At 52.6% G+C, this 25,773-nt stretch carries 18 protein-coding genes, 1 tRNA gene and 2 pseudogenes; 8 read left to right on the top strand and 13 right to left on the bottom strand.

The window, feature by feature from the left end:
• Nucleotides 1-31 precede the first annotated feature (31 nt).
• The 4 genes and pseudogenes from NG346_RS00545 to NG346_RS00530 form a co-directional block, all read left to right on the top strand.
• Nucleotides 32-412: an ISAon1 family transposase N-terminal region protein gene (locus tag NG346_RS00545; RefSeq protein WP_449727792.1), complete on the top strand. Its 381-nt coding sequence runs from the start codon at nucleotides 32-34 to the stop codon at nucleotides 410-412.
• On the top strand, nucleotides 378-1,433 hold the full coding sequence (locus NG346_RS00540; protein WP_262288101.1) for an ISAon1 family transposase: 1,056 nt from the start codon (nucleotides 378-380) through the stop codon (nucleotides 1,431-1,433). Before NG346_RS00545 ends, NG346_RS00540 begins: the two co-directional genes overlap by 35 nt.
• A 9-nt stretch (nucleotides 1,434-1,442) precedes the next feature.
• The gene (locus NG346_RS00535) at nucleotides 1,443-2,648 is read left to right on the top strand and encodes an endo-1,4-beta-xylanase (protein WP_396266650.1); all 1,206 of its coding nucleotides are present in this window, start codon (nucleotides 1,443-1,445) and stop codon (nucleotides 2,646-2,648) included.
• Nucleotides 2,649-2,945: 297 nt separating this feature from the next.
• A pseudogene (locus NG346_RS00530) lies at nucleotides 2,946-3,313 on the top strand (transposase); the annotation flags it as partial.
• A gap of 105 nt (nucleotides 3,314-3,418) precedes the next feature.
• Here the strand turns inward: NG346_RS00530 and NG346_RS00525 are convergent.
• On the bottom strand, nucleotides 3,419-5,062 hold the full coding sequence (locus tag NG346_RS00525) for a M6 family metalloprotease domain-containing protein (RefSeq protein ID WP_262288100.1): 1,644 nt from the start codon (nucleotides 5,060-5,062) through the stop codon (nucleotides 3,419-3,421).
• Nucleotides 5,063-5,307: 245 nt separating this feature from the next.
• Between NG346_RS00525 and NG346_RS00520 the strand changes: the two genes are divergently transcribed.
• Nucleotides 5,308-7,194: a sialate O-acetylesterase gene (locus NG346_RS00520; RefSeq protein ID WP_262288130.1), complete on the top strand. Its 1,887-nt coding sequence runs from the start codon at nucleotides 5,308-5,310 to the stop codon at nucleotides 7,192-7,194.
• 5 nt (nucleotides 7,195-7,199) lie between these two features.
• Here NG346_RS00520 and rlmH read toward each other — a convergent pair whose 3' ends face one another.
• Complete coding sequence (rlmH, locus tag NG346_RS00515; RefSeq protein WP_262288099.1) at nucleotides 7,200-7,670, bottom strand: 23S rRNA (pseudouridine(1915)-N(3))-methyltransferase RlmH; 471 nt, start codon at nucleotides 7,668-7,670, stop codon at nucleotides 7,200-7,202.
• Nucleotides 7,671-7,672: 2 nt separating this feature from the next.
• On the bottom strand, nucleotides 7,673-8,065 hold the full coding sequence (locus NG346_RS00510; protein ID WP_262288098.1) for a DUF4491 family protein: 393 nt from the start codon (nucleotides 8,063-8,065) through the stop codon (nucleotides 7,673-7,675).
• 115 nt (nucleotides 8,066-8,180) lie between these two features.
• Here NG346_RS00510 and NG346_RS00505 point away from each other — a divergent pair, with 115 nt between their 5' ends.
• On the top strand, nucleotides 8,181-9,935 hold the full coding sequence (locus NG346_RS00505) for a phospho-sugar mutase (RefSeq protein ID WP_262288097.1): 1,755 nt from the start codon (nucleotides 8,181-8,183) through the stop codon (nucleotides 9,933-9,935).
• A 103-nt stretch (nucleotides 9,936-10,038) separates the two neighbouring features.
• On the opposite strand, the gene NG346_RS00500 is transcribed toward NG346_RS00505, so the two are convergent.
• From NG346_RS00500 to NG346_RS00465, 8 genes are all read right to left on the bottom strand, one after another.
• Nucleotides 10,039-11,271: a hypothetical protein gene (locus tag NG346_RS00500; RefSeq protein WP_262288096.1), complete on the bottom strand. Its 1,233-nt coding sequence runs from the start codon at nucleotides 11,269-11,271 to the stop codon at nucleotides 10,039-10,041.
• Between the two features lie 265 nt (nucleotides 11,272-11,536).
• Nucleotides 11,537-12,598 carry a 3-isopropylmalate dehydrogenase gene (leuB, locus tag NG346_RS00495; protein WP_262288095.1) on the bottom strand — a complete coding sequence of 354 codons (1,062 nt, stop codon included), beginning with the start codon at nucleotides 12,596-12,598 and terminating at the stop codon, nucleotides 11,537-11,539.
• Between the two features lie 24 nt (nucleotides 12,599-12,622).
• The gene (locus NG346_RS00490) at nucleotides 12,623-14,185 is read right to left on the bottom strand and encodes an alpha-isopropylmalate synthase regulatory domain-containing protein (protein ID WP_262288094.1); all 1,563 of its coding nucleotides are present in this window, start codon (nucleotides 14,183-14,185) and stop codon (nucleotides 12,623-12,625) included.
• Nucleotides 14,173-14,775, bottom strand: a complete 603-nt coding sequence (gene leuD, locus NG346_RS00485) for a 3-isopropylmalate dehydratase small subunit (protein WP_262278831.1) — start codon at nucleotides 14,773-14,775, stop codon at nucleotides 14,173-14,175. Before leuD ends, NG346_RS00490 begins: the two co-directional genes overlap by 13 nt.
• Before the next feature lie 34 nt (nucleotides 14,776-14,809).
• The gene (leuC, locus tag NG346_RS00480) at nucleotides 14,810-16,204 is read right to left on the bottom strand and encodes a 3-isopropylmalate dehydratase large subunit (RefSeq protein ID WP_262288093.1); all 1,395 of its coding nucleotides are present in this window, start codon (nucleotides 16,202-16,204) and stop codon (nucleotides 14,810-14,812) included.
• A gap of 33 nt (nucleotides 16,205-16,237) precedes the next feature.
• Nucleotides 16,238-17,740, bottom strand: a complete 1,503-nt coding sequence (locus NG346_RS00475) for a 2-isopropylmalate synthase (RefSeq protein ID WP_262278833.1) — start codon at nucleotides 17,738-17,740, stop codon at nucleotides 16,238-16,240.
• A 312-nt stretch (nucleotides 17,741-18,052) separates the two neighbouring features.
• Nucleotides 18,053-19,609, bottom strand: a complete 1,557-nt coding sequence (dnaB, locus tag NG346_RS00470; RefSeq protein ID WP_262288092.1) for a replicative DNA helicase — start codon at nucleotides 19,607-19,609, stop codon at nucleotides 18,053-18,055.
• 240 nt (nucleotides 19,610-19,849) lie between these two features.
• Nucleotides 19,850-19,927: transfer RNA gene (locus NG346_RS00465), tRNA-Val, on the bottom strand.
• Nucleotides 19,928-20,160: 233 nt separating this feature from the next.
• Between NG346_RS00465 and NG346_RS00460 the strand changes: the two genes are divergently transcribed.
• Nucleotides 20,161-20,856: a porin family protein gene (locus NG346_RS00460; protein ID WP_262288091.1), complete on the top strand. Its 696-nt coding sequence runs from the start codon at nucleotides 20,161-20,163 to the stop codon at nucleotides 20,854-20,856.
• Between the two features lie 58 nt (nucleotides 20,857-20,914).
• Here the strand turns inward: NG346_RS00460 and NG346_RS00455 are convergent.
• Nucleotides 20,915-21,040, bottom strand: a pseudogene (locus NG346_RS00455) (sodium/proton-translocating pyrophosphatase); the annotation flags it as partial.
• A 403-nt stretch (nucleotides 21,041-21,443) separates the two neighbouring features.
• Nucleotides 21,444-22,253, bottom strand: coding sequence for a Cof-type HAD-IIB family hydrolase (locus NG346_RS00450; RefSeq protein ID WP_262288090.1), 810 nt, complete (start codon nucleotides 22,251-22,253; stop codon nucleotides 21,444-21,446).
• A 328-nt stretch (nucleotides 22,254-22,581) separates the two neighbouring features.
• Here NG346_RS00450 and NG346_RS00445 point away from each other — a divergent pair, with 328 nt between their 5' ends.
• Nucleotides 22,582-25,752, top strand: coding sequence for a SusC/RagA family TonB-linked outer membrane protein (locus NG346_RS00445; protein ID WP_262288089.1), 3,171 nt, complete (start codon nucleotides 22,582-22,584; stop codon nucleotides 25,750-25,752).
• Nucleotides 25,753-25,773: the final 21 nt, after the last annotated feature.

Genomic DNA, 25,773 nt, shown 5'->3' with positions numbered 1-25,773 from the left:
GTTACCTTTGCACCACCCAAGGAACAAGAATATGGATCCATACGTACAGTTAGTGAAGCTGGTGCTTCCGCCAGAAGTGAGTGAGTCATTCGAGTTGAAGAAAGTTGAAGTGGAGAAGGTGTCAGGTGGCGACATGCTCCATATCTATCTTGATGAGGACAGGGCGACGCCGGACAACCGGACAGACCTGCGGCCGAACGGCTTCTACCCTGAGATGCTGATTCGTGACTTTCCCATCCGTGACCATAAGGTGACGCTACATGTGCGTCGCCGTAGGTGGATAGACCCTCAGGGAGAGAACATCGGAACGGACTGGACATTGGTCCAGAAAGGTACCCGCTACTCAGTTGAGTTTGCGGCTTTTTTAAAAGGGTTGCTTGGACAAATACCCGATTACGGCCCGCTCTCTTGAGAAATACTTCCATATCAAAGGCGATCAGTTTGAACGAGCGTACAAGGATCATCTCAGCGGCTACCGTGACTGGACGGAGGCCGAGCATGCGGCCGACTGGCTTATATTCCCTGAGAACATCGGCACTCACATCAGCATAGACGAGACGGCCGTGTCCATGGGCGAGTTGTACACCATCGTCTCCAACAAAGCAGCTCACGGGCAGAAAGGCGCTATCATAGCGCTTGTCAAGGGTACCAAGTCCGAGACCGTATCTGAGGCTCTGAAGAAGATAGACGAAGCCAAGCGAAACCTTGTCGTTGAAATCACGATGGACTTCTCAGACAGCATGCACGCCATAGCTGAGGAATGCTTCCCCAAGGCGATGATCACCATTGACCGGTTCCATACGCAGCAGTTCTCCATTGATGCCATGCAAGAGCTCCGAGTGCGTTTGAAGCGCGAGGAGCGCAAGAAAGACATTGAAGCACGAGAGCAGCATAAGTACAACGTTGAGCGCCGACTGGAGCGCCGCAAAGAGGACAAGACGGACAACCGCGGGGCTAAGCGCAAACGCAAGAACGAGGCGTACAAGCCCATGCGGCTGGCAAACGGTGACACGCCCATCGAGCTGCTGACCCGGAGCAGATATCTTCTCACGCAGTCTGGTGACAAATGGACGGATTCGCAGAAATTGCGGGCGAAGATACTCTTCGAGAGGTATCCGATCCTTCAGCAAGCATATAGCATCAACCATTCCTTGAGAATGATCTACAACAATAAGAACGCCACCAGAGAATCTGCACTGGAGAGCCTCGGGGAGTGGTACAACAAGGTTACTGACTTTGACGACGATGCCTTCAATACCGTCTCTGCTACCATCTACGAGAAACAAGAGGAGATTGTCAACTACTTCGTCTACCGTTCCACCAATGCCTCTGCTGAGTCGCTGAACTCGAAGATCAAGAACTTCAGAGCACAGCTTCATGGAGTCATTGATGTGGAATTCTTCCTCTACCGAGTTTCACTCATCTACGCGTAATAAATCCACATGGTTTTACCAGTGCCCCGTAAATTCCCTTACTATCCTATGGGATGCGAACCGCCTGTCATCGACGGATCTATCCATTTCGTTGGAACAGGCAATTGGTCTCAGTTCTTCTGTTCCCAAGGCAATAGCTTGGAAGCAGGAGACTATAAAGCGGTCATCCATGTGAAGTCGTCTGCACAGGTGAATGCGAACTTTGTCGTGCAGAATGGATGGGACGGTGATGCCCAAAAGATTCAAGGTAATATCACGCTTAATGAGGGCTGGAGCGATATTGTGTTTGAGATGCCCCGAGTCAAAGGCGGCAATTATGATATGATCATACAGCCTGGAACAGCCGAAGCTACCATCGATCTGCAGTCTATCACTATTCAAAAGAAAGTGTTGCTTAATGTACAGCCACAGACTCCTGAAGAGAAGAAGGACACGCTGACCAAAGCCATGGATCGCTGGATTAAGGGCATGATGGAAGCTTGTCAGGGGAAGGTCAAGGCTTGGGATGTCGTCAATGAGGCAATCTCCGGTCAGGACAAAGATGGCGACGGCTACTATGACTTGCAGTCGGCTACACGGGGAACTGTCAGCAAAGATGATGCTAAGAACAACTTCTATTGGCAGGACTATCTTGGCGACCTCGACTATGTGCGTACGGCTGTTCGCCTGGCCCGCCAATATGGTCCCAAGGACGTGAAACTCTTCATCAACGACTATAATCTGGAGAGTGACTGGGACGGCAATAAGAAGCTCAAGAGCCTGATACACTGGATTCAGCTGTGGGAAGGTGATGGCGTAACAAAGATCGACGGTATCGGTTCTCAAATGCACATCACATGCTATATGGACAAGCAGGTGGAAGAAAGCAAGAAAAATGCGATCGTCAACATGTTTAAGCTCTTGGCTCAATCCGGCAAACTCGTCCGTATCTCAGAGTTGGATATGTGTCTTGTGGACAAGGATGGCAAAAATGTCAATACGGCTGATGTTACAGAGGAGCAGCACCATGCGATGGCTGATCTCTATAAGTTTGTTGTCAGCAAGTATTTCGAGATCATACCAGTTGCCCAGCAGTGGGGCATTTGCCAATGGTGCGCCACGGACAGCCCGGCAAACAGTGGTTGGCTTGCCAACAGTCCGACGGGTTTATGGGATTTGAACTATAACCGCAAGCATACCTACGCAGGCTTCGCAGACGGACTGCAAGGCAAGTAAAAAAGGAAACACACGAGTTGTCAATTCCAACAACCCTTTCTGACTCTCCAATAAGGGGAGAGGGGGAGTGAAAGGCCGGATTCCGGCGGCTCCTTCCTCCCCGGAGGAGGGTAGGAAATAGATTTTCAACGCTTGTTTTTACTGCCTTACAAATGATTGTTCGCTGCGTAGATTTTAATCATTCCCTGCGTAGCGAACGATCTTTTTCTATAGCGTTACAACATTGGGAACATAGCTTCGACCCCAAAAGAACATAGCTTCGACCCCGCAAGAATGCAGCTTCAAACCCACTCAATCAAGGGCAACAGGATCATCGAAGTCAACCACCGTCTTGCCAAATACAGAAAGCAGGCCGCGGAAAGACTTACTTCGGAAGAAGGAATAAAATATAGGGGGAAAAGATGCATAGAGCCAGAGGCCGTCTTCGGACAGATGAAGTACGACATGAACTACAAACGCTTCAGGCACTTCGATATGGACAAGTCAAGATGGACTTTGCCTTCTTTGCGATTGCTTTCAACATAAAGAAAATGTGCTCGAAAATCAACAAAAAAGGCAAGGGAAAGCCTTTTGGAGCCACTAATACGGCCTATTCCTGCCTACTTGTGGTCCTGACGACTCTAAAAACAGCGAAAAATGGAATTTTAACTAAAAAGTCGACCTAATCCTAATTTTACGACTATCATTGTAAAAGAAAAGAGGATGCACCATAAAACTTAATTATGATACACCCTCTTTTTTTAGTGGTTATATCGGGTTTCCCAGTTTCGTTATTTCACGATCTTCTTACCACCTATTATATATATACCATGTGGCAGGGCGTTGAAGTCCTGGCCGACATAGCGGCCGTCAAGCGTATAGATGCACCTTGTTGTCGTTCCATTGTGCTCAATGCCTTTGATGTCGGTAGTGGTGTCGTGGACATAGTCAAAGGAGACAATACCCGTAGAGCTGTCGTAGGTGATGTTGCGGAGGGCCTTGCTGGTAGGCAACTTTTCGGTTTTATCGGAGTTGTACCAGCGCCAGTTAGGCTTGACATTGGTGTCGCTGAGCTCCATAACATTCATATTTGTTCCATTGCCAGTTCCAGGGAAGAGATCACCATAAAGACTGTTGTAATATGTATCTTTGTTTGCGTCAAGGTACGAGGACTGGCAGGCTCCATCAGCAGGTACTACCGCCATACCGGGATAGCCTTTTATGTTGTTATAAGTGTCGAAGATGTTGACCGTGCCATTGTTTGGCTCGTTGACGTGATAGACGAGCAGGCCGTTGCCGTATTGGTAACTGTTCCATCCTTTTCGTTGGATGCTTTCCAACATAAAGTATTCGTTGCTGTTGTCGGGGTTGGTAATCTTATAGGCCTTACCGCCTTCTTCTGTGGAGTTGGCGATGGTTACTTGTTGGTCGCCGTCCAATTCTGTAATGACAACCGGCCATCCCATCTGCTTCTTTTCCCATGCTGTGTATGCGGTAGGATAGAAACCATTATCACCGTATTCCCCTCCGTCCATGAGATCCCAGTATTCCATCTCCTGGTTGTCGACTTGCGCAGAGGCTGATGTAGGGTAGAAGTCGGGTAAACCTAAGGCGTGACTCAGCTCGTGACAGGTGACGCCTACGCCTGCTATACAGGGGACTGTGCCATTTTCTGTATCAAACTCTTCGTTGCTATTCAGATATACTGGCGTAAGCTCACCGGCCATGCTATACCATCTCAGGCTTTTGTTGGCAAGCGATCCGCTGATGCTTCCTGTGTTTGCCCAAACAGCTGTGGCTACGTCGTCGGCTGCGTTGGGGTATGTGCTGTAGTTCTGTCCTACACCTGCATAGATGATGTATACACAGTCTACGCTATTGCCGTCTGCGCAGAATGATGTCGCGTCATCGATCTTCTCACTGCTACTTTGGAGTTTGGCTATCGCGTCCTTCACTAAGCCTCTTGGATTCTCGTCGGAATTGTTTCCATGAGTGTTGCCTCCATAGTAGGTCTCGTCCTGGTCTAACGTCACGGGACCATAAATCTTAAAGGTAGGAGTGAACGCGCCGGAACTCATATCCGAGAAATACTGGGCGACGGAGCCATGGTTCTTGGCGTTGCCATAGCCCATACTCTTTTGCTCCGTTCCGTTGAAAAACTGTTCAAAAGCTTCTCTCGGCTTGTTGATGCTGAAATGCACATCCTTGAAGTTGACAAGGATGACGGGGATCGCAATGCTTCCTTTGTGGGGAACATAGCTGGGATATTGGCTTCCTATAGCTCTGCTGGCAATGCGGTTGGCGGCTCTCTCCCGCTCAATGATCATAGAGGTGCCGCATTTTCCGTGTGGCAGAATGATTTCGTTGCCTTCTTGTGCCGCTCCCTGCATTACCCACAGACAAGCGGCTATTGTTGAAAGTAGAAGTTTTCGCATGGGTTCTCAATGTTTACAATAGGTTGCAAAGGTAATGTTTTTCTTCTATTCTATTCTATCTTTTACTAAATTTTTATGTGTGAAACGTTTTCGACAACTATATGATACATATTGTAAAGTCGGTTTTGCCAATTCGCCCTATCTTTGCAAATAGAAAAACTAAATCTATAATACACATGAACATCATTCCTTATTTCCGCCATCTTGGCTTGTTGCTGTTGGCACTGTGGCTCTTACCCGGGAGCATGGAAGCGGCTCCGGATCCAAACTTCTATATCTTCCTCTGCTTCGGACAAAGCAATATGGAGGGCAACGCCAAGATAGAACCGCAAGATCTCACGGGTGTGGATCCGCGATTCCAGATGATGGCTGCCGTCGACGACCACAAGTTGGGGCGTAAGATGGGGGAGTGGTATACTGCCACGCCGCCACTTTGCCGCGAGAATACAGGCCTTACTCCGGTGGATTATTTCGGTCGTGAGATGGTGGCACGGCTGCCGAAGGACGTGCGCGTGGGCGTGATCACTGTGGCAGTAGGCGGATGTCATATCGAGACGTTTATGCGTGACTCGGTCGACAACTACGTCAAGACACGAGCACCTCAGTGGATGAAGGGTATGCTCGCCTGCTACGGCAACAATCCTTATAACCGTTTGGTGACCTTGGCACGCAAGGCTCAGCAGGCCGGCGTGATCAAAGGCATTCTGCTCCATCAGGGCGAGAGCAACACGGGAGACGTGCGCTGGCCCGAGAAGGTGGCGTGGGTCTATAACCAGCTTATCGCTGACTTGCATCTGAAATCAGAAGACGTGCCCTTGCTCGCCGGTGAGGTGGTACGTGCGGACGGCCACGGACGCTGTGTGGCAATGAATGCAATCATCGACAAACTGCCTGAGACGATCCACACGGCACACGTGATCTCTTCCGAGGGCTGCACCAACGGTCCCGACAATCTCCACTTCGATGCTGCCGGCTACAGAGAACTTGGGCGGCGGTATGCTTATAAGATGTTGTCACTACTTGGCTATCCTGTATTCAAGAGTGTCGCAGTTCCGGCTGATGCCGTGACGAGCGAGACGGCAGAACCCGGCAATGATTTCCCGAAGATCGACAGCAGCCGACGTGCCTATTTCCGTCTGCACGCTCCTGCCGCACAGCATGTAGTGGCTGACATCTGCGGAAAGAAATACGATATGCAGCGTGACGAGGCGGGTACATGGACGGGCGTCAGCGACCCCCTGCCGGTGGGATTCCACTATTATTTCTTCTGGGTAGACGGCGTACAAGTGACAGATCCAGCTACTGACACGTATTTCGGATGTTGCCGCCAGGCCAGTGCCTTGGAAGTGCCGGAGGGATCCGAGGGCGACTACTATCGTCCACAGCAGGGCGTGGCAAAGGGTCAGGTGCGCTCATTCCAGTATTATGCCAACTCTACGCACCAGTGGCGTCGGGCAATGGTCTACACGCCGGCAGAATATGAACAGGGAAAGAAACGCTATCCGGTGCTCTATCTGCAGCATGGAATGGGTGAAGACGAGACTGGCTGGAGCCATCAGGGCAAAATGCAAAACATCATGGACAACCTGATTGCCGCTGGTAAGGCAGTGCCGATGATCGTCGTGATGGAGAGCGGCGACGTGAAAGCACCTTACCGTCCCGATAAGGATGGAGGCAACCAAGCCGGTCTGAGCCAGTATGGTGCTACGTTCTATCAGGTGCTCATCAATGATTTGATACCTACGATCGACAAGAGTTTCCGTACAAAGACCGACCGGGACCACCGTGCAATGGCGGGACTGTCATGGGGCGGGCACCAAACCTTCGACATGGTATTCACGCATCTCGACAAGTTCTCCTATTGCGGAGGCTTCAGCGGTGCCATCTTCGGGTTGGATGTCAACAAGACATACGATGGCATCTTCTCACGCCCTGACGAAGTGAACAGTAAGTTGCATACCCTCTTCCTCGGTTGTGGCAGTGAGGAAAACATGGGCACGTCGAAGCTGATCAAGGATCTCAGAGGCGCAGGCGTGAAGGTAGAGGACTATGTCTCGCCCGGAACAGCCCATGAGTGGCTGACCTGGCGCCGATGCCTGAAGGAGTTTGTTGTGAAGCTCTTTAAGAAATAGCGCACTTATTCGTGGTGGTAAGGCTCACCTTTGATGATCGTACAAGCCCGATAAAGCTGTTCGACAAAGATGAGTCTTACCATCTGATGACTGAAAGTCAACCGTGAGAGCGAGATCTTGTCATTGGCGCGTGCGTATACTTCCGGTGAGAATCCATACGGACCACCGATGACAAATACCAGCCGTCGGGCTGTGTTCTGCTTGTGCTGCAACCAGTCGGCGAGTTCTATGGAACGGAATTCCTTGCCATGCTCGTCAAGGAGCACCACCGTGTCGCTGTTTTGCAACTCTTGCAGGATCAGCTGGCCTTCCTTTTCTTTTTGTTGGGCCTCGGTGAGGCTCTTGGTGTTTTTCAGTTCCGGAATGGTGCGGATCTCAAAAGGCATGTAGTGTGCGATGCGCTCAGTGTAGTCATTGATGCCCGCAATGAAATGTTTGTTTTGTGTCTTGCCGACGAGGATAAGGATGGTCTTCATGGTTATTCTCCTTTAGTGAGTGAAGCATCTTTGTCGCATAAATCATTCTTTTCGAGGGTTGAATGATGCACGTTGTCGTGCGCATCTTGCTCTTTGAGGCTTGAATATTGTGCCTTGCGCTTGGGATTCATGGGAAACCAGCCTTTCTCCACCCTTTTCTTTTGCTCAAAGAGTTCGCCGATCGACCACAGCAGACTGGCGCCAGTGACACCGACAATGGCTGAGAGTATGGTGTCGGCAATGCACAATGACGCGCCAATACATGCCAAACCGGCAATAAGAAACAGCCACCAGGGACGTGTGCCCCAATGGTATTCAGTCTTGATGACAACGGGATGGAAGACACCTATTATAATAAAGGTGCTGATAGCGAGAAGTAGTCCTATGAAATGCATTCCTTTTTGTTTTGGTACAAATTTACAAATTTTTATCTGTAACGTAGCGTGTTTATCGCAAATATTTGCTATCTTTGCCCATAGAACTAATTATTTCTAACAAAGATATCATATCATGGAAAACAACGCAGCGCTCATAGCCCAATGTGAGGCTAAGGCAAAGGCATGGCTCTCGCCTTCGTTTGACGAGCAGACACGCAATGAAGTTCAGGCAATGCTTGACAATCCTGACAAGACACAACTCATAGAAAGCTTCTATAAAGACTTGGAGTTTGGTACCGGCGGACTGCGTGGTATCATGGGACCTGGCACCAACCGCATGAACATCTATGTTGTCGGTATGGCCACCCAAGGCTTTGCCAACTATCTGAAAAAGAACTTCAAGGATCGTGAACAGATCTCTGTAGTGGTCTGCCACGACTGCCGCAACAACAGCCGTCTGTATGCCGAGACAGTAGCAAACATCTTCTCTGCCAATGGCATCAAGGCTTATATCTTCGATGACCTGCGCCCAACGCCTGAGTGTTCCTTCGCTATCCGCTATCTTAAGGCCCAGGCCGGTGTGAATATCACGGCCAGCCATAACCCACGAGAGTACAACGGCTACAAGGCTTATTGGGAGGATGGTGCTCAGGTGCTGGCTCCTCACGATAAAGGCATCATCGACGAGGTGAACAAAGTAACCATCGACGATGTGAAGTTCGAGCCGAATAAAGACCTTATTCAGATTATTGGCGAGGACATCGACGAGCCTTATCTGCGTCAGATCCGCACGATCTCTATCGACCATGAGGTGATCCGTCGCCAGCACGATCTGAAGATCGTCTACACTCCGCTCCACGGTGCCGGTCGCGTGATGATTCCGCGTTCGCTGGCTTATTGGGGCTTTGATAATGTACACTGCGTTCCTGAGCAGATGATCAAGGACGGCAACTTCCCAACCGTCGACCGTCCAAACCCAGAGTTCGCCGAGGCGTTGACGCTCGGACTGCGCGACGCTAAGAAGCTCGATGCCGATATTCTCATGGCCTCTGACCCGGATGCAGACCGCGTGGGTATGGCTTGCAAGAACGATAAGGGTGAGTGGGTGCTGATCAACGGCAACCAGACCTGTCTGATCTTCTTGTGGTATATCATCACGAACCGTAAGGCTAAAGGTCTGCTCAAGCCGACGGACTTCATCGTGAAGACAATCGTTACGACAGAGGTGATTCGCAAGATCGCTGCAAAGCAAAACATTGAGATGCGTGACTGCTACACTGGCTTTAAGTGGATTGCCCGCGAGATTGCACTCTCAGAAGGCAAACAGCAGTATATCGGCGGCGGTGAGGAGAGCTACGGCTTCCTTGCTGAGGACTTCGTCCGCGATAAGGATGCTGTATCTGCCTGCTCGCTGTTGGCAGAGATCTGTGCTTATGCCAAGGATCAGGGCAAGACGCTCTACGACATTCTCATGGGCATCTATCTCGAATATGGTTTCTCCAAGGAGTTCACCGTAAATGTGGAGCGTCCCGGAAAGAGTGGTGCTGAGGAGATCCAGAAGATGATGAGCGACTTCCGTGCTAATCCGCCGAAGGAACTCGGTGGCTCTAAGGTAGTGCTGTGGAAGGACTATAAGACGTTGAAGGCTACTGCTGCTGATGGTAAGGTTACTGACCTTGTCATGCCGGAGGCCAGCAATGTGCTGCAGTGGTTCTGCGACGACGACACCAAAGTGAGTGTTCGTCCATCGGGAACAGAGCCTAAGATCAAGTTCTACATAGAGGTGAAGGACACCATGACAGATGCTTCACAGTATGAGGAACTGGACAAGAAGGGCATGAAGAAGATCGAGGCTATCAAGAAGAGCCTTGGTCTTGAGAATGATTAAACATTCTGTTTAGATAACTTATTATCCCCTTGCTACCGTTGTGCGGCAAGGGGATTTTTTTATTCGTCCTTGCGCAAGTCTTTATTTTTCCTTGCGCAAGTCTTTATTTGTCTTTCCGCAAGGCAAGTTGCAACAGCTGTTGTTCTTTGTCGCTGGTCCAGGGTTCGTCACAGATCTCAAAGGCGAAGTTGTTGAGGGCAAGACATTGCTCGCGGGTGATCGTGCGCCGCTCTGTGTGGTAGGGCCACGGCGCGAGCATGAGCAACAGGCCCTTGGCACAAGCATCAAAATACTTCCCGGGTGGTTTGTAAAGCGGAGGGAAACCATTTTCCAAGATGACGATGAGCGGATGCTGAGCATCCAGTGCTGCCCGGGCGATCTCTTTCTCACCGGGAGAGATACATGGGCTCACCACCACACCACCCTTGTCTCCTCGCAGCAGGAAGTATTCTTTTTGTTTGGCAATAAGCTTAAGGTTTGTCTCGGTGGTGTTGTTGTGGCAGCGGACCTGCATCCTCATAGGGTGCTCCAAGAGCCAGTGATTGCCGATGGCGGCAAAGGTGTGACCACCAAAGTGCAGCTCACGCACGATGCGAAACAGGTCGGGATGCTCTCGCTTGATCATGGCGCGCAGCGGGTTCTGCTGTACGTAGCGGATCATATTTGCCAGCTGTCCTTCGCCCATGAGTACGGAGTCGTTGTAACCAGGGGCGAAGAGCGAGGGACCTTTTGCACCCTTGCTGTGAGGGAGAGGACGGGAATAGGGCGCAGCGGGCGCGGCTATGGCGGACGCAACGGGGGCGGCTGTTGTGCGCGCCGAATTATAATTCGGCGAACAGAACGGAGCGAACGACGAGGTGCCCGCCGTGGCATCTTGTGGGGCATCGAAGAGAAGGGAGGGGTTGAGTGCCCACCATGCTTTTGAGCAGCCGATCTTGAAGCCTTTCACCATTTGTCCGAGATGGGCTTCCTGATCTTGCGTTACGAAGAGTACGCCATGCAGATGCTCGGGCATGATCTGTAGGATGATCGTCCGCACATCGGGGTAATGGGCGGGTATCTGCTCCCAACAATCGCGCACACGTTTCCCCAAAGGCGTGAGGTCGACAACGGCCTCACGTTCTTTAGCAGACTGTGGGAGCATGCCTTCCTCTCCTTCTTTTTGCTTCCATCTGAGCGTACCCAGGAGTGGTTTACTGCGATGCGCCAAGGTGAGGGTGAGCATGTAGATGCTTCGGCCCTTGTAGTCGTGGCTATTCATGCGGTGCGTCATGGAGTGGTCACAGTCGTAGCGCCATCCAACGCCTTCTATGTAATGAAGCAGCTTGTCCGTCATGGTTGAAAGGTTGAATAGAAAGATGATATGCAAAAATAAGGAGTTTCAAGGAGAAAAGCAAGGGTTTTAGGCTTCTTTTTTAAGCAGGGGTTGGAGCTTTCCAGCAACAGGGCAAAGAACAAAAGATGGGAGAATACCAAAAGCCGGCAGAATTTGCCGGCTTTTGTTGTTATAGCAAAGTGCACTGCACTTTTGGTTTTGAAGGGAGTGTTGCGGTTCTCAAGCATAGGTCAGCTTGGAAGGGCGAAATACTGATCCTTAGCTTTTACTTGTTCTCGATGTAGTTGACGATCCACTCGCCGACCTCCTTAGTGCCATAGTGCTTTCCGCCTTCGACCTGAATCTCCGGTGTGCGCACGTTCTGCTCCAGACTCTGGTCGCAGGCCTCGCGGATGAGTGCGCCCTCCTTGTTCAGTCCGAAGTGCTCGAGCATCATGGCTGCGGAGAGGATCTGTGCCAAGGGGTTGGCAAGGTTCTTACCTGCTGCCTGTGGCCAAGAGCCGTGAACAGGCTCGAAGAGCGGAGTATGCTCGCCAAGAGAAGCAGAAGGCTGGAGACCCATGGAACCCGTGATGGCACTCGTCTCGTCGGTGAGGATGTCGCCGAAGGTGTTCTCCGTGACGATGACATCGAAGAAGCGGGGCTCAGTGAGCACGCGCATTGAGCAGTTATCGATGAACATATAGTCGACATTGACATCGGGATATTTCGGCTCCATCTCCTTTGCCACCTGACGCCACAGACGTGAGCTGGCCAGCACATTAGCCTTGTCGACGACGGTGAGGTGGTGGTTGCGACGCTCAGCGAACTCAAAAGCCACCTTCAGGATGCGCTCAATCTCAGAACGATGGTAGATGTCGGTGTCGTATGCCTTCTCGTCGTCCTGGTATTTCTCACCGAAGTACATGCCACCGGTGAGCTCACGGATGACCACGAAGTCAGCGCCCTTGATGAGCTCTTCTTTCAGCGGGCTTTTGTGGAGCAGACAGTCGAAGGTAGCCACGGGACGTACGTTGGCGAAGAGTCCGAGTTTCTTGCGCATAGCCAGCAGACCGGTCTCTGGACGCACCTTCAGTGTCGGGTTGTTGTCAAAGCGCGGATCACCAACAGCGGCGAAGAGCACAGCGTCGGCATCCATACATGTCTTGAACGTCTCATCGGGGAACGGATCACCGACGGCGTCAATGGCATGTGCACCGCAGATAGCCTCGTGATAGGTGAACTCATGGTTAAACTTCTTAGCCACCGCGTCGAGCACGTGGAGTGCCTGCGGCATGATCTCCGGTCCAATACCGTCACCGGGGAGAACAGCAATGTTCAGTTTCATAATATGCTATGTATTGTTTGTTATTTACTTCTTTTTGAAATTCTCTTCCTCAAAACTGTTGAGCATCTTGAAGGTGGCCTTGATAGCAGCCTCGGTCTGGTCGGCGTCGAGGCCATGTGTGCGGATAACGCGTCCATTGTCGTCCTGCCATGTGATGATGGTCTGGACGAGAGCGTCGGTATGTCCGCCGGGCGGGATGGTGACACTATAGTTGGTCAGGCGTGGGAATGTACGGTTGAGGTTCTCACGATAGACCTTGCGGAGTGCTTTTACAAAGGCATCGTACTGACCGTCACCAGTAGCGTCGGCAGTGTAGACCTTGCCGTTGATCTCCACCTTCAGGCTGGCGATAGGCTTCAGTCCATAGGATGTGGAGACCATATAGCTCAGGAGTTTCACGCGCTCCTCCATGGCATCATGCCGGTTGAGCACGTCGGAGACGATATAGGGCAGGTCATCTTGTGTGACCACCTCCTTGCGGTCGCCGAGTTCCGTGATGCGCTGAGTGACCTTTCGGACCTGTTCCGGCGTGAGCGTCATGCCGAGTTCTTCGAGGTTCTTCTCGATGTTGGCCTTACCGGAGTTTTTTCCGAGAGCGAACTCACGCTTACGTCCGAAGCGCTCAGGCTTCAATGCGTTGCTATAGAGATTGTCTTTCTTATCACCATCAGCGTGGACACCGGCCACCTGGGTAAAGACATTCTCACCGACAATCGGCTCGTTGGGCGATACGGCGATGCCGCTATATCCTTCCACGACACGGCTGATCATGTTGAGCTGGCTCTCGACGATGTTCGTCTCTACGCCACACATATCTTTCAACACAGCCTCCACGCTCGACAGCGGTGCATTGCCGCAACGCTCGCCGAGTCCGTTGACGGTGACGTGAATACCCGCAGCACCGCAACGCACAGCAGCCAGAGAGTCGGCCACAGCCATGTCGTAGTCGTTGTGGGCATGGAAGTCGAAGCGTTTGTCGGGGTACATGTTCACCATCTTCGTGATGAAGTCCTCGCATTGTGTCGGCGTGAGGATACCCAGTGTGTCGGGTAGCAAGAAGCGCTCGATGTTGGTGTCCTTCATCGCCTCCATCATCTGGTAGACATATTCCGGTGAGTTGATCATGCCGGAACTCCAGTCCTCGAGGTATAGATTCACGCGGAAGTGCTTGCTTTCAGCGTAGTCGAGCACGTCGAGGATGTCCTCGATATGCTGTTCGGGCGTCTTATGGAGCTGCTGGGTGCAGTGCTTGTACGAGCCTTTGGCCAGCAGGTTGATGACGTGACAGCCCGTGTCTGCGATCCAGTCCACGCTTTTGTTGTGGTCAACGAAGCCCAGGACCTCGATGCGGTCGAGGTATCCGGCTTGCTCGGCGAAGCGGCAGATGCCGGTGACAGCCTCTTTCTCGCCTTCCGAGACACGAGCCGAGGCCACCTCAAGCCGGTCGACATTTACTTTTTCCAACAGCAGACGGGCGATCATCAGCTTCTCATGAGGCAGGAAGCTGACGCCGTTGGTCTGTTCACCGTCGCGCAGGGTAGAGTCCATGATCTCGATGCGCGACTTCATCTTGTTTAGCGATTCCATGTCTTACGGTTCTTTTCAAAGGCCTCCACCTTGTCGCGGTTCTGCACGAGGAAGTCGACATCGTCGAGGCCATTCATCAAGCAATGCTTCTTATAACCATTGATTTCGAAGTGCTCGCTCTTGCCGGTGGCCATATTTGTGACCGTCTGGTTGGGCAGGTCCACCTTCACCTGAGTCTTATGATCCTTGGCGATGCTGTCAAAGAGTTCCTTCAGGAAGGGCTCGCTGACGACGACGGGAAGCACAAAGTTGTTCAGTTCATTGTTCTTGTGGATGTCAGCGAAGAACGAGCTGATGACTACTCGGAAGCCATAACCGGCTATTGCCCATGCGGCATGCTCGCGGCTGGAGCCAGAGCCAAAGTTCTTTCCTGCCACAAGGATACAGCCGGAGTAGCTGGGATCGTTGAGGACGAAGTCCTTCTTCAGGCTGCCGTCTTTGTTGTAGCGCCAGTCGCGGAAGAGGTTGTCGCCGAAGCCTTCCTTGTCGGTAGCCTTGAGGAAGCGGGCGGGAATGATTTGGTCTGTATCTACATTCTCCAGGGGAAGAGGAATGCAGCTGGATGTGATGACATTGAATTTCTGTTTCATTGCGATAATATACTGATGTGTTCAACCAAGAAGATTACATGAACTCGCGCGGGTCGGTGACTTTGCCGGTGATAGCGGCGGCTGCGGCGACCAGCGGACTGGCCAGAATGGTGCGTGAGCCGGGGCCTTGTCGCCCCTCAAAGTTACGGTTGGAGGTAGACACGCTGTAGAGTCCTGCCGGTACCTTGTCATCGTTCATGGCCAGACAAGCCGAGCATCCGGGCTGACGGATCTCGAAGCCAGCTTCGTTGAGTACCTTGTCGAGCTTCTCGTTTTTGATCTGCTGTGCCACTGCCCAAGAGCCGGGAACGAGCCAAGCCACCACGTTCGGTGCCTTGTGATGTCCCTTGACCAGAGAGGCGAAAGCGCGGAAGTCTTCGATGCGGCCGTTGGTGCAGGCACCGAGGAACACATAGTCGATGGGATGACCGAGCAGTTTCTCGCCCGGTTCAAAGCCCATATATTTCAGGCTCTTCTTGAACGAAGCCTGGTCGCTCTCGGGAATCTCGTCGAGTGTGGGGATGGTGCCGTTGATGGCAATGCCCATACCTGGGTTCGTGCCGTAAGTGATACGCGGCTCAATGTCGGCTGCGTCGTAGGTCACCTCGCGGTCGAAGACAGCGTCGTCGCCGGACTTCAGTGTCTTCCAATAAGCCACGGCGCGCTCCCAGTCCTCACCCTTGGGCGCATATTTCTTACCCTTGATATAAGCGAAAGTCTTCTCGTCCGGTGCTACGAAACCACCGCGGGCACCCATCTCGATGGACAGGTTGCAGAGGGTCAGACGGCCTTCCATGCTCATGTTTCGCACCACGTCGCCGGCATACTCCACGAAGTAGCCCGTAGCGCCTGAGGTTGTCAGCTGTGACATCAGGTAAAGGGCGACATCCTTAGCGGCCACTCCCGGTTTGAGCGTACCGTTGATGTTGATGCGCATCGACTTTGGTTTCTGCTGCAAGATGCACTGTGAGGCAAGCACCATCTCCACCTCAGAAGTGCCGATGCCGAAGGCGACGGCACCCATAGCCCCGTGGGTAGAGGTGTGGGAGTCACCGCAGACGATAGTCATACCCGGCAGGGAGAGACCTGTCTCGGGGCCGACGACATGGATGATACCGTTCTCGGGCGTGTTCATCTTGAACTCCGTGACGCCGAACTCCTTACAGTTTTTGTCGAGCGTGTCGATCTGTTTGCGTCCCACAGGGTCAGCGACGGGCTTATCCTGATCGTGGGTTTGTATGTTGTGGTCAGGCATGGCAAAGACCTGCTGGGGGCGGAACACCTTCAGCCCGCGTTGGCGCAAGCCTTGGAAAGCCTGGGGAGAGGTCACCTCGTGGCAGTAGAGACGGTCGATATACAGCTGTGTGGGACCGTCCTTGACAATCTGAACGACGTGGCTGTCCCAAATCTTATCAAACAGGGTATTCATATATATAATATGTGTTATTGGATTCTGCTTATGTTATTTCACTCTGAACTTATTGATGCAGTCGATATATGCCTCAACGGACGCGGTGACGATGTCGGTGTTGGCACCGAAACCGTAGTAGATCTGACCGTCGTATTCCACCTGCATGTGCACCTTGCCGACATCGTCGGAACCTTTGGAGATAGCCTGGATGGTGAACTCCTTGAGGGTCATCTGCTTGCGTACGATACGCTTCAGTGCGGAGATGGCCGCGTCGACAGGACCGTTGCCAGTGGAGCATTCCTCGAATTTCTGTCCGGCGATGTCCAGTCCGATGCTTGCCACAGAGCGTACGCCCTTGCCGGTGGTCACCTGCAGATAGTCGAGTTTCACGCTGTGGTTGGCGGTGCGGTCAGCACCGGCAAGCATGAGCACGTCGTCGTCAGTGATCTCTTTCTTCTTGTCGGCGAGTACGAGGAACTGCTTGTAGATCTTGTCGAGCGTCTCCTCGTCCTTGATGTCCACGCCGTTGACCTCCAGACGATAACGGAGGGCAGCGCGTCCGGAACGTGCGGTGAGCACGATTTCGTTGTTGTCGAGCCCGATGTCTTTCGGGTTGATGATCTCGTAGGTCTGCACGTTTTTCAGCACGCCGTCCTGATGAATGCCGCTGGAGTGAGCAAAGGCATTGCGTCCGACGATGGCTTTGTTGGGTTGTACAGGCATGTTCATCAAAGACGATACCATGCGTGAGATCGGATAGATCTTGCGTGTGTTGATGTTTGTGTCGATGCCGATGTTTTTATGGCATTTAAGGATCATAGCGATCTCCTCCAGGGAAGTGTTTCCTGCCCGCTCGCCGATGCCGTTGATGGTAACCTCTACCTGTCGTGCGCCGTTGAGCACACCTTCGAGCGTGTTGGCTGTTGCCATTCCCAGATCGTTGTGGCAGTGAGTGGAGATGATGGCCTTGTCGATGTTGTCGACATGCTCTTTGAGGTATTTGATCTTTGCGCCGTACTCGTTGGGCAGGCAATATCCGGTGGTGTCCGGGATGTTGACCACAGTGGCACCAGCCTTGATGACGGCCTCGACCACGCGTGCGAGGTACTCGTTGTCGGTGCGTCCGGCATCCTCAGCGTAGAACTCTACGTCGTCGACATACTTCTTGGCGTAAGCCACGGCGCGCACGGCGCGCTCCAGGATGTCTTCGCGGTTGGAATTGAACTTATATTTGATATGAGAGTCACTTGTGCCGATACCCGTGTGGATACGTTTGTGCTTGGCATATTTCAGCGACTCGGCAGCCACGTCGATGTCCTTTTCTACGGCACGTGTGAGTGCGCAGATGGTCGGCCATGTCACCGCTTTTGAGATTTCCACCACAGAGTTGAAGTCCCCCGGCGAGGAGATGGGGAAGCCAGCCTCGATGACGTCCACGCCCAATAGCTCGAGTTGCTTGGCCACCTGAATCTTTTCCACTGTGTTCAACTGACAACCAGGCACCTGCTCGCCATCGCGGAGCGTCGTGTCGAAAATGTAAAGTCTGTCGCTCATATTCTTTAATGTATTAATGTTTTTGCTTTCTCTGTTGTTCCCTGAAACTTGTCCAAACAAAAAAGCCTTCCCACTTGTGGAAGTGGAAAGGCTTTGTATGGTTGTTGTCCGTCAGACATGCACGCACACCTTCTCACTTCCAACCGTGGGATACAGTCGAATGCTAATAATAATGCTTAGAAGGATGTACAAACTTGTCATAACCTTATGTATTGATTCGTATCTATTTCTGTTTACGGGTGCAAAGGTAAACAATTCAACCGATACGAGCAAATAATCTGAAACTTTTTTGCTTGTTTTTCTAATAATTTATCAGAAAGGCACTGAGCCGCCGGTGTCTGGAGGCATGCCGCCCAGTGGATCACCGGCGAAAGGATCCGTATCCGGAGCACCACCGTAGTCCTGATTCATCTTAGAACCAATAAACTCACCACCGTTCATCTCACCCGGCAGTGGAGCCAGTTGGGCATCCTCGGGGTTCATGAAGCGGGTATACTGTCCCTGGAACGTGAGCAGCACGTCGCCCGTGGCACCTTTACGGTGCTTTGCGATGATGATTTGTGCCTTGCCGTGTAGGTCGTTGCCTTTCTCGTCCTGGTAGATACGGTAGTATTCGGGGCGGTGGACGAAGAGCACCATATCGGCATCCTGCTCGATAGCACCGGACTCACGCAGGTCGCTCAGCTGTGGTCGCTTGCCCTCGATGCCCTCACGGTTCTCCACGGTACGGTTGAGCTGTGAGAGTGCGATGATGGGGATGTCGAGTTCCTTGGCCAGTCCTTTGAGTGATCGCGAGATGGTGGAGACCTCTTCCTGTCGGTTGCCGAAGCGCATGCCGTTGGCGTTCATCAGCTGGAGGTAGTCGATCATGATGATCTTCACACCTTTCTCACGAACGAGGCGGCGCGCTTTGGTGCGGAGCTCAAAGATGGAGAGTCCCGGCGTATCATCGACATAGATGGGTGCTCCCGTGAGTCGCGAGAGGTTCTTGTCGAGTCGTTCCCACTCGTCGCGGGCGAGCTGACCGTTCATAATCTTCTTGCCCTCGATCTCACAGACGTTGGAGATCAGGCGGTCTACGAGTTGCTCGTTGTTCATCTCGAGCGAGAAGAAGGCGATGGGCGTCTGATAGTCTACGGCGATGTTCTTGGCCACAGAGAGCGCAAACGAGGTCTTACCCATGGCCGGACGTCCGGCGATGATGACGAGGTCACTCTTCTGCCAGCCCGATGTCATGTCGTCGAGCTTGGTATAGCCCGAGGGGATACCTGTCAGACCGCTGGTGTTGGCGGAAGCTTTTTGCAGGGTGTCGATGGCCTGGCGGATGACCGGGTCGATCTGTGTATAGTCCTGCTTCATGTTTTTCTGCGAGAGCTCGAAGAGGCTGCCTTCGGCTTCCTGCATGAGCTCGTCGACATCGACGGTGGTGTCAAAGGCCTTGGTCTCGATATCGCTGGCGAAGGAGATGAGCTGTCGGGCGAGGAACTTCTGCTTGAGAATCTTGGCGTGCTGCTCGATGTGTGCCGATGAGGCTACGTGCGAGGAGAGCTCGATGATGTAGTTCGGGCCACCGACGTCGTCGATGGTGCCCTCGCGCTCCAGCTCGTTGGTGACGGTGAGGATGTCAACAGGCTTTTCCTCCATGTTCAGGGTCTGGATAGCCTTGAAGATCTTTTGGTGGCGCGGGTCGTAGAAGGTCTCGGGGCGGATGAGCTCAGAGACGACCGAGAAGGCGTCCTTGTCGATCATCAGGGCACCGAGCACCACCTTTTCCACGTCGATGGCCTGCGGCTGCAGGTGGCCGTAGGTGGGGTCAATGGGTGTGGAAGCCTTTTTGCGACGGGGCGCGGTATTTTTTTGTTCTGGCATATGCTTTAGTGTGTTTTGCGGGTTGATGGTTTTTGCAGTCATCGACAAGCCGGGGGAGAAGCAGAGTCTTTTGGACCGGGGAGAGGATGATAGATGCAAAGTTACGGTTTTTTCCTCGCAAAGCGGAGGAAGAAGGCGGAAATGTTGCGGAAAAACTGCGGAGAAGAGGGTAGGGAAGGGGACGCATGGCAACACACAAAAAGAAAAGCCGTCCAAAGCAAAGACTTGCTATGGACGGCTTGGTAGGGACAATGGGACTCGAACCCATGACCTCTGCAATGTGACTGCAGCGCTCTAAACCAGCTGGGCTATGCCCCTATGCCTGTGTTGATAGGCTCTGTGCGAACCTCTGTGTTACGGTGTGCAAAATTACGAAAACTTTGCGAGCCCACCAAATATTTGGGCAATAATTTGAGAGAAGAGCGCATTTTTCTTAAGAAAAGGACGGGGAGAGGAAGAATATTGCTAACTTTGAAAAGGGATTGACACCTTATTAATATATAGAGTATCGCCCCTTGTATAGAAAGAAACAGTTCCTGATATAAAAGAATATGAAACACATTGCAGCACTATTTGCCCTGTTGGGCATGTCTACCATGGGTTGGGCGCAGGTAGAGCCGGGTACGTTTTCCGTGATACCGCGTGTTGGCGTCAATCTCTCCACCATCAGTGGTGAGAGTCTCACCACTGATGTGGGTACGATGAAGAGTAAGTTTAAGGCGGGAGCAGCTGCTGGATTGGATCTCGAATACCGCATCAGTGCTCCCTTCTCCGCCAGTATCGGTGCCTACTATTCGCGCGAGGGTTGCAACTATAAAGATAATGTCTTGGATCAGCGTCAGGTGGGAACCTATAATGTCTTCAGCCGTTGCTACTTCACGATCGACTATCTCAAGATTCCCGTGATGGCGCGTTGGTATGCCACGGACAAGCTTTCCGTGGGCACCGGCTTGCAGGCGGGTATCGGACTATGGAACCGCACACATACAGAATCCCAGGAAGTCAAGGTCAACGAGAATGGCAGTTACACTTACTCCACAGACATTGAGAAAGCCAATGTCAAGGGCAATGGTCTGCGCAATGTGCTGTGGAGCGTGCCTGTGAGTGTTGCTATGGAGTATGAGCGTGTCATCGTAGACCTTCGCTATAGCATTCCGCTGTCGAAGGTCTACCGGTCCAATGGTAAGAATCCCGGCGGCGGCGAGCGTGTCCAGTGTTGGTCGATCAGCGTGGGATACCGGATTTAGACTTATCTAAAACAACTATACGGGGCGCGGCGCTATTGCCGCGCCTTTTTTGTGCCTTTTACATACAGGCGACGGTCAGTCCGGCCATGACAATGCTCACCATCGACATGAGTTTGATCAGGATGTTGAGCGAGGAACCAGAAGTGTCCTTGAACGGATCACCGACGGTATCGCCGACGATTGAATGGTTAGACACGAGTGAGCATAGCAAGTCGGTTAGTTGCAAAGAATCTTACAAAAGTAGTTCACCGCGGGCTTTCATTCTAGAGAAACGAAAAGGCACTCTGAGAGAGAATTCTGAGATGACGCGGCCAAAATGGCTTTTTGACCTTGTCATCTCGGTTAGATGACAAGGTCAGAATGGCGAGATGACAAGGTCAGAATGGCGAGATGAGACCTACTTTCAACGTTTTTCTTATGCAGAAAGGGCACTTCCGACTGCTAAAAAGCAAGGGTTAGCTTGTATATACTTATCAATCAGCGACTTACGAAAAATCGCTGAAATTCGCAAAAATCGGAGCAAAGGACACCTTGGTGCAAAAGAACGCCAGGAAAAGGGCGGAAAAATGTCAGTTATCCCAACAAAGTTATTTCAGGATAAACTTCTCGACCACGTGCGCCACACCGTCCTCCTCGTTGCTGTAGGTGATGTAGTTGGCCGAGTCCTGAATGTCTTTGGGTGCGTTGGCCATGGCGACGCCGAGCCCGGCGAAGCGTATCATGCTCTGGTCGTTGTAGCCGTCGCCGCATGCGATGACCTCCTCGCGACGGATGCCGGTCAGCTCAAAGAGCCGCTCCAGCGAGTGCGCCTTGTCGATGCCGGGCGGCACACACTCCAGAAAGAAGCCTGCCGAGCGATAGACATCCATCTGTCCTTTGAAGGTTTCGGCCAGTTGCAGTTCCAGCTGATGCAGGGGTGCAGGATCGCCGACGACCAGACATTTGTTGATGGGGTAGCGGACCTGATGGATGAAGTCGGAGTATTCCTCCACCGGCATCTTGTTGATAAATGCCTCATGAAGTACATATTTGTTGGCCTTCTTCGTTGCCGCTATCTTCTCGTCCTGGTAGGTGAGCATCTCCATGCCGTGCTTCTTGACCGCCTCGTAGAGTGGTGGCACTACCTCAGGGTTCAAGGGTTGGTCAAAGACCACCTTGCCTGTAGCGCAGTCAGTGATGCGTCCTCCGTTGAAAGCGAGTATAAATCCCTGGTAGGTCTTCAGGTCCAGTTCCTCGGCGAGAGCCGTGATGCCATAGGTGGGACGTCCCGAAGCGAGCACGATACGCACGCCCTGCTGTTCAGCTTTCAGCAGTGCGTCGCGTGTGCGGGGCGTCATCTCCTTCTTACTATTTGTCAGTGTGCCGTCGAGATCGAGCACGATCATCTTGTAATCCATGTGTGTATAAATATGTGTTGTGGCGAAATCTGTTGTTCCGTCCGTTCTATTCTCTCATTTCGCAAAGTTACGCTTTTCTGCTGATACCGTGAAATGCAAGAGTGAAAATATTGGTGTCGCCCCCATATTTATGCTATTCTTGCATCATATCAGCACTTCCGCGGGCCTAAAAATGCCAAATATGTAACATATGTGTACCTTTTATGTAACATGGTTGCAGGCTGTTTCACTGGGAAAAAGTTAATTTTGCAGTGTCATTCCTAATAACGTTCGACACCAGGTAGTCATACCTACATCAATTATTATACATTTAAAAACTAAACCAACCATGCGTAAATCTATCTTATGCAAAATTGCCCTAATAGCATGTTTGCTGTTTCCGGCGATCGGCGTATTGCAAGGCTCAGCCCTCTACGCCAAGATTGTGAAGGGCACGGTCAAGTCAGCCACTGATGGCGAGCCGCTCACGGGAGCGACGGTCAAGGTCGTCGGCGCGCAGACAGGTACTGTGACGGATCTCGACGGACATTTCTCCTTGGAGGCCAATGACGGTCAGACGCTTCTCGTGTCCTACATTGGTTTTGTGCAGCAAAAAGTGAAGGTGGCAGGCAACAATCTCACCATTCAGCTTGCCGAAGAGGCCAACTCGCTCAACGATGTCGTGGTCATCGGCTACGGCGTGCAGAAGAAAAAGCTCGTCACCGGCGCTACCCTTCAAGTCAAGGGCGACGACGTGGCTAAGCTCAACACCACCAATCCTCTGCAGGCACTGCAAGGGCAGACCCCCGGCATGACCATCATCTCGCAGTCGGGACAGCCCGGTGAGGGACTCAAGGTCAACATCCGTGGTATCGGCACCACCGGTTCCTCTTCTCCTCTTTATATTATAGACGGCATCCGCGGCGACATCGCTACGCTCAATCCTGCCGACATCGAGAGCATCGACGTGCTGAAGGACGCTGCCTCTGCCGCCATCTATGGTTCGCAGTCGGCCAACGGCGTGGTGCTCGTCACCACGAAGAGCGGTAAGAACGGCCGTGCTGTGGTCAGCTTCGACGCTTACAAAGGTTGGCAGAAACCCATCCACAAGGTGAAGATGCTCAATGCTCAGCAGTACATGACCATCATGGACGAGCAGAATATCAACTCTGGCGGCCAGGTCTACGACTGGAAGAGCTACTACACGCAGAAAGACGCCGACGGCAACGTCATCACGTGGGGCATCACAGACCCGACGACCGGACAGATCTACGACACCGACTGGGTGGACCAGATGTTCAAGGACAACGCACAAACCGAGAGCTATACCCTCGGCATCACCGGCGGCAGTGGTCGTGGCAACTACGCCATGAGCCTGGGATATATGAACCAGGAAGGTATCGTCGGCGGCAAGGATGTCTCTTACTACGGCCGCTACAACTTCCGTGTCAACTCCGAGTACAACGTCATCGACAATTTCCTCAAGGTCGGTGAGCAGGTCTCCTTTATCTATTATAAGAAGCGCGGACTCAACGTCGGCAACCAATACAACAACTCATTGCGCGCCGCCTTCGGCACCTCGCCATTGGCACCGGTCTACAGCGACAATGGCGTGTATGGCAGTCCCTACAACGACACCACCAACAGCCCGTGGTACAACGCCGACGGCAACCCTTACGGCGTGATGATGGTCAGCAACATCAACAAGTCGCAAAACGCCACCTTTACGGGCAATGTCTTCGCTGAGTTCCAGTTCATCAAGAATCTGAAGTTCCGCTCTACACTCGGCGTGAAGTACGACTCCAACGACTACCGCGGTTTCAACCCGCTCTATCATTTCTCGGTCTACAGCTACAACGACACGCGCACGTCGGCCAGCCAGAGCAAGAGCGATGGTTTTGGCATCACTTGGACCAACACCCTGACCTACAACTGGACGCTTGGCAAGCATTTCTTCGACGCTATGCTCGGCACTGAGGCCTACCGCACCAATGGCAGCAGCCTCTATGCCGCCAACGGTTCCCTGCGTGAGGGCTTCGACACCTGGCCGTATGCCTGGGTGAGCAACGGCACCGCCAAGTCGCAGGAGGAAGGACTCAGCGCCAGCGGGTCGCCTTGGGACGAAGAGCGCATGGTGAGCTACTTCGGCCGTCTGTCGTGGAACTACAAAGAGACTTACATGGCTACGGCCACACTGCGCTGCGACGGTTCCAGCCGCTTTGCCCGCGGTCACCGCTTTGGCTGGTTCCCCTCGGTGAGCGCCGGATGGGTGATGAGCAATGAAAAGTTCTGGAAACCGCTGGCAAAGGTCGTCGACTACTTCAAACTGCGCGGCAGCTGGGGACAGGTCGGTAACCAAAACATTGGTAACTACATGTATACCGCACCTGTATCCTTCACCAATATCTACTACAACTTTGGTACGACGAAGGGTTCAGCAGCCGACCAGTGGGGTGCCCGCGTGACGCGTCTCGCCAACGAAGACATCACTTGGGAGACCTCTGAACAGACCGACTTCGGCTTCGACGCCCGTGTGCTCGGTAAGCTCAACGTTAACTTTGACTGGTACTACAAAACCACGAAGGACTGGCTCGTGCAGCCGCCTATCCTCGCCACGGCAGGAACAGGTGCACCATATATTAATGGTGGTGACGTGAAAAACATCGGCGTTGAGGTAGGTCTCGGTTGGAACGACCGCATCGGCCGCGACTTCAACTATTTCGTCAACGTCAATGGTGCCTATAACCACAACAAGGTGGGCAACATCCCCAACGAGGACGGCATCATCCACGGACAGACCAATCAGCTCTACGACAACTCTTCGGAGTTCTATCGCGCCAGCAACGGCGAGCCCATCGGATATTTCTGGGGCTACAAGACTGCCGGCATCTTCCAGAACGAGCAGGAGATCAAAGACTGGATCGCCAACGGCAATGGTGTGCTGCAGGCTGATCCCAAGCCTGGCGACGTGAAATACTACGACATCAACCACGACGGCAAGATCAACGATGCCGATAAGGTCAACCTCGGCAACGGTATGCCGGACTTCACCTTCGGCTTCTCGCTGGGCTTCGACTACAAAGGCTTCGACTTCTCTGTGACCGCCAACGGCGAAACCGGCAACAAGATCGTGCAGAGCTATCGCAACGTGGGTACCACTACCGCCAACTACACCACAGAGATCCTCGACCGCTGGACCGGTGAGGGAACGAGCAACAAGATCCCACGCGTGACCAACACCAACATCAACTACCAGTTCTCTGATCTCTTCATCCACGACGGCAAGTTCCTCCGCATCAGCAACATCACGCTGGGCTACGACTTTGCCAAACTCATCCATACGCCTTACATCTCGCAGGCGCGCCTCTATTTCCAGGTGCAGAACGCCTTCACCTTCACGCACTACAACGGCATGGATCCCGAGGTGGGCTACGGTATGGACGGATGGGTCAGCGGTGTGGATCTGGGCTACTACCCACGGCCACGCACCTGTCTGGTCGGCATCAATCTCAAGTTCTAATACCTTTAATCTCAGAAGACA

Source organism: Hallella absiana (genome assembly GCF_025457485.1).
GTDB lineage: Bacteria > Bacteroidota > Bacteroidia > Bacteroidales > Bacteroidaceae > Prevotella > Prevotella absiana.
The sequence above is the reverse complement of the archived record's forward strand: the minus strand, read 5'-3'. Positions and strand labels throughout refer to the sequence as shown.

Coding starts and splice junctions, on each gene's coding strand:
- NG346_RS00545 (WP_449727792.1), top strand. CDS start 32: ATGGATCCATACGTACAGTTAGTGAAGCTGGTGCTTCCGCCAGAAGTG.
- NG346_RS00535 (WP_396266650.1), top strand. CDS start 1,443: ATGGTTTTACCAGTGCCCCGTAAATTCCCTTACTATCCTATGGGATGC.
- NG346_RS00525 (WP_262288100.1), bottom strand. CDS start 5,062: ATGCGAAAACTTCTACTTTCAACAATAGCCGCTTGTCTGTGGGTAATG.
- NG346_RS00520 (WP_262288130.1), top strand. CDS start 5,308: ATGGAAGCGGCTCCGGATCCAAACTTCTATATCTTCCTCTGCTTCGGA.
- rlmH (WP_262288099.1), bottom strand. CDS start 7,670: ATGAAGACCATCCTTATCCTCGTCGGCAAGACACAAAACAAACATTTC.
- NG346_RS00510 (WP_262288098.1), bottom strand. CDS start 8,065: ATGCATTTCATAGGACTACTTCTCGCTATCAGCACCTTTATTATAATA.
- NG346_RS00505 (WP_262288097.1), top strand. CDS start 8,181: ATGGAAAACAACGCAGCGCTCATAGCCCAATGTGAGGCTAAGGCAAAG.
- NG346_RS00500 (WP_262288096.1), bottom strand. CDS start 11,271: ATGACGGACAAGCTGCTTCATTACATAGAAGGCGTTGGATGGCGCTAC.
- leuB (WP_262288095.1), bottom strand. CDS start 12,598: ATGAAACTGAACATTGCTGTTCTCCCCGGTGACGGTATTGGACCGGAG.
- NG346_RS00490 (WP_262288094.1), bottom strand. CDS start 14,185: ATGGAATCGCTAAACAAGATGAAGTCGCGCATCGAGATCATGGACTCT.
- leuD (WP_262278831.1), bottom strand. CDS start 14,775: ATGAAACAGAAATTCAATGTCATCACATCCAGCTGCATTCCTCTTCCC.
- leuC (WP_262288093.1), bottom strand. CDS start 16,204: ATGAATACCCTGTTTGATAAGATTTGGGACAGCCACGTCGTTCAGATT.
- NG346_RS00475 (WP_262278833.1), bottom strand. CDS start 17,740: ATGAGCGACAGACTTTACATTTTCGACACGACGCTCCGCGATGGCGAG.
- dnaB (WP_262288092.1), bottom strand. CDS start 19,609: ATGCCAGAACAAAAAAATACCGCGCCCCGTCGCAAAAAGGCTTCCACA.
- NG346_RS00460 (WP_262288091.1), top strand. CDS start 20,161: ATGAAACACATTGCAGCACTATTTGCCCTGTTGGGCATGTCTACCATG.
- NG346_RS00450 (WP_262288090.1), bottom strand. CDS start 22,253: ATGGATTACAAGATGATCGTGCTCGATCTCGACGGCACACTGACAAAT.
- NG346_RS00445 (WP_262288089.1), top strand. CDS start 22,582: ATGCGTAAATCTATCTTATGCAAAATTGCCCTAATAGCATGTTTGCTG.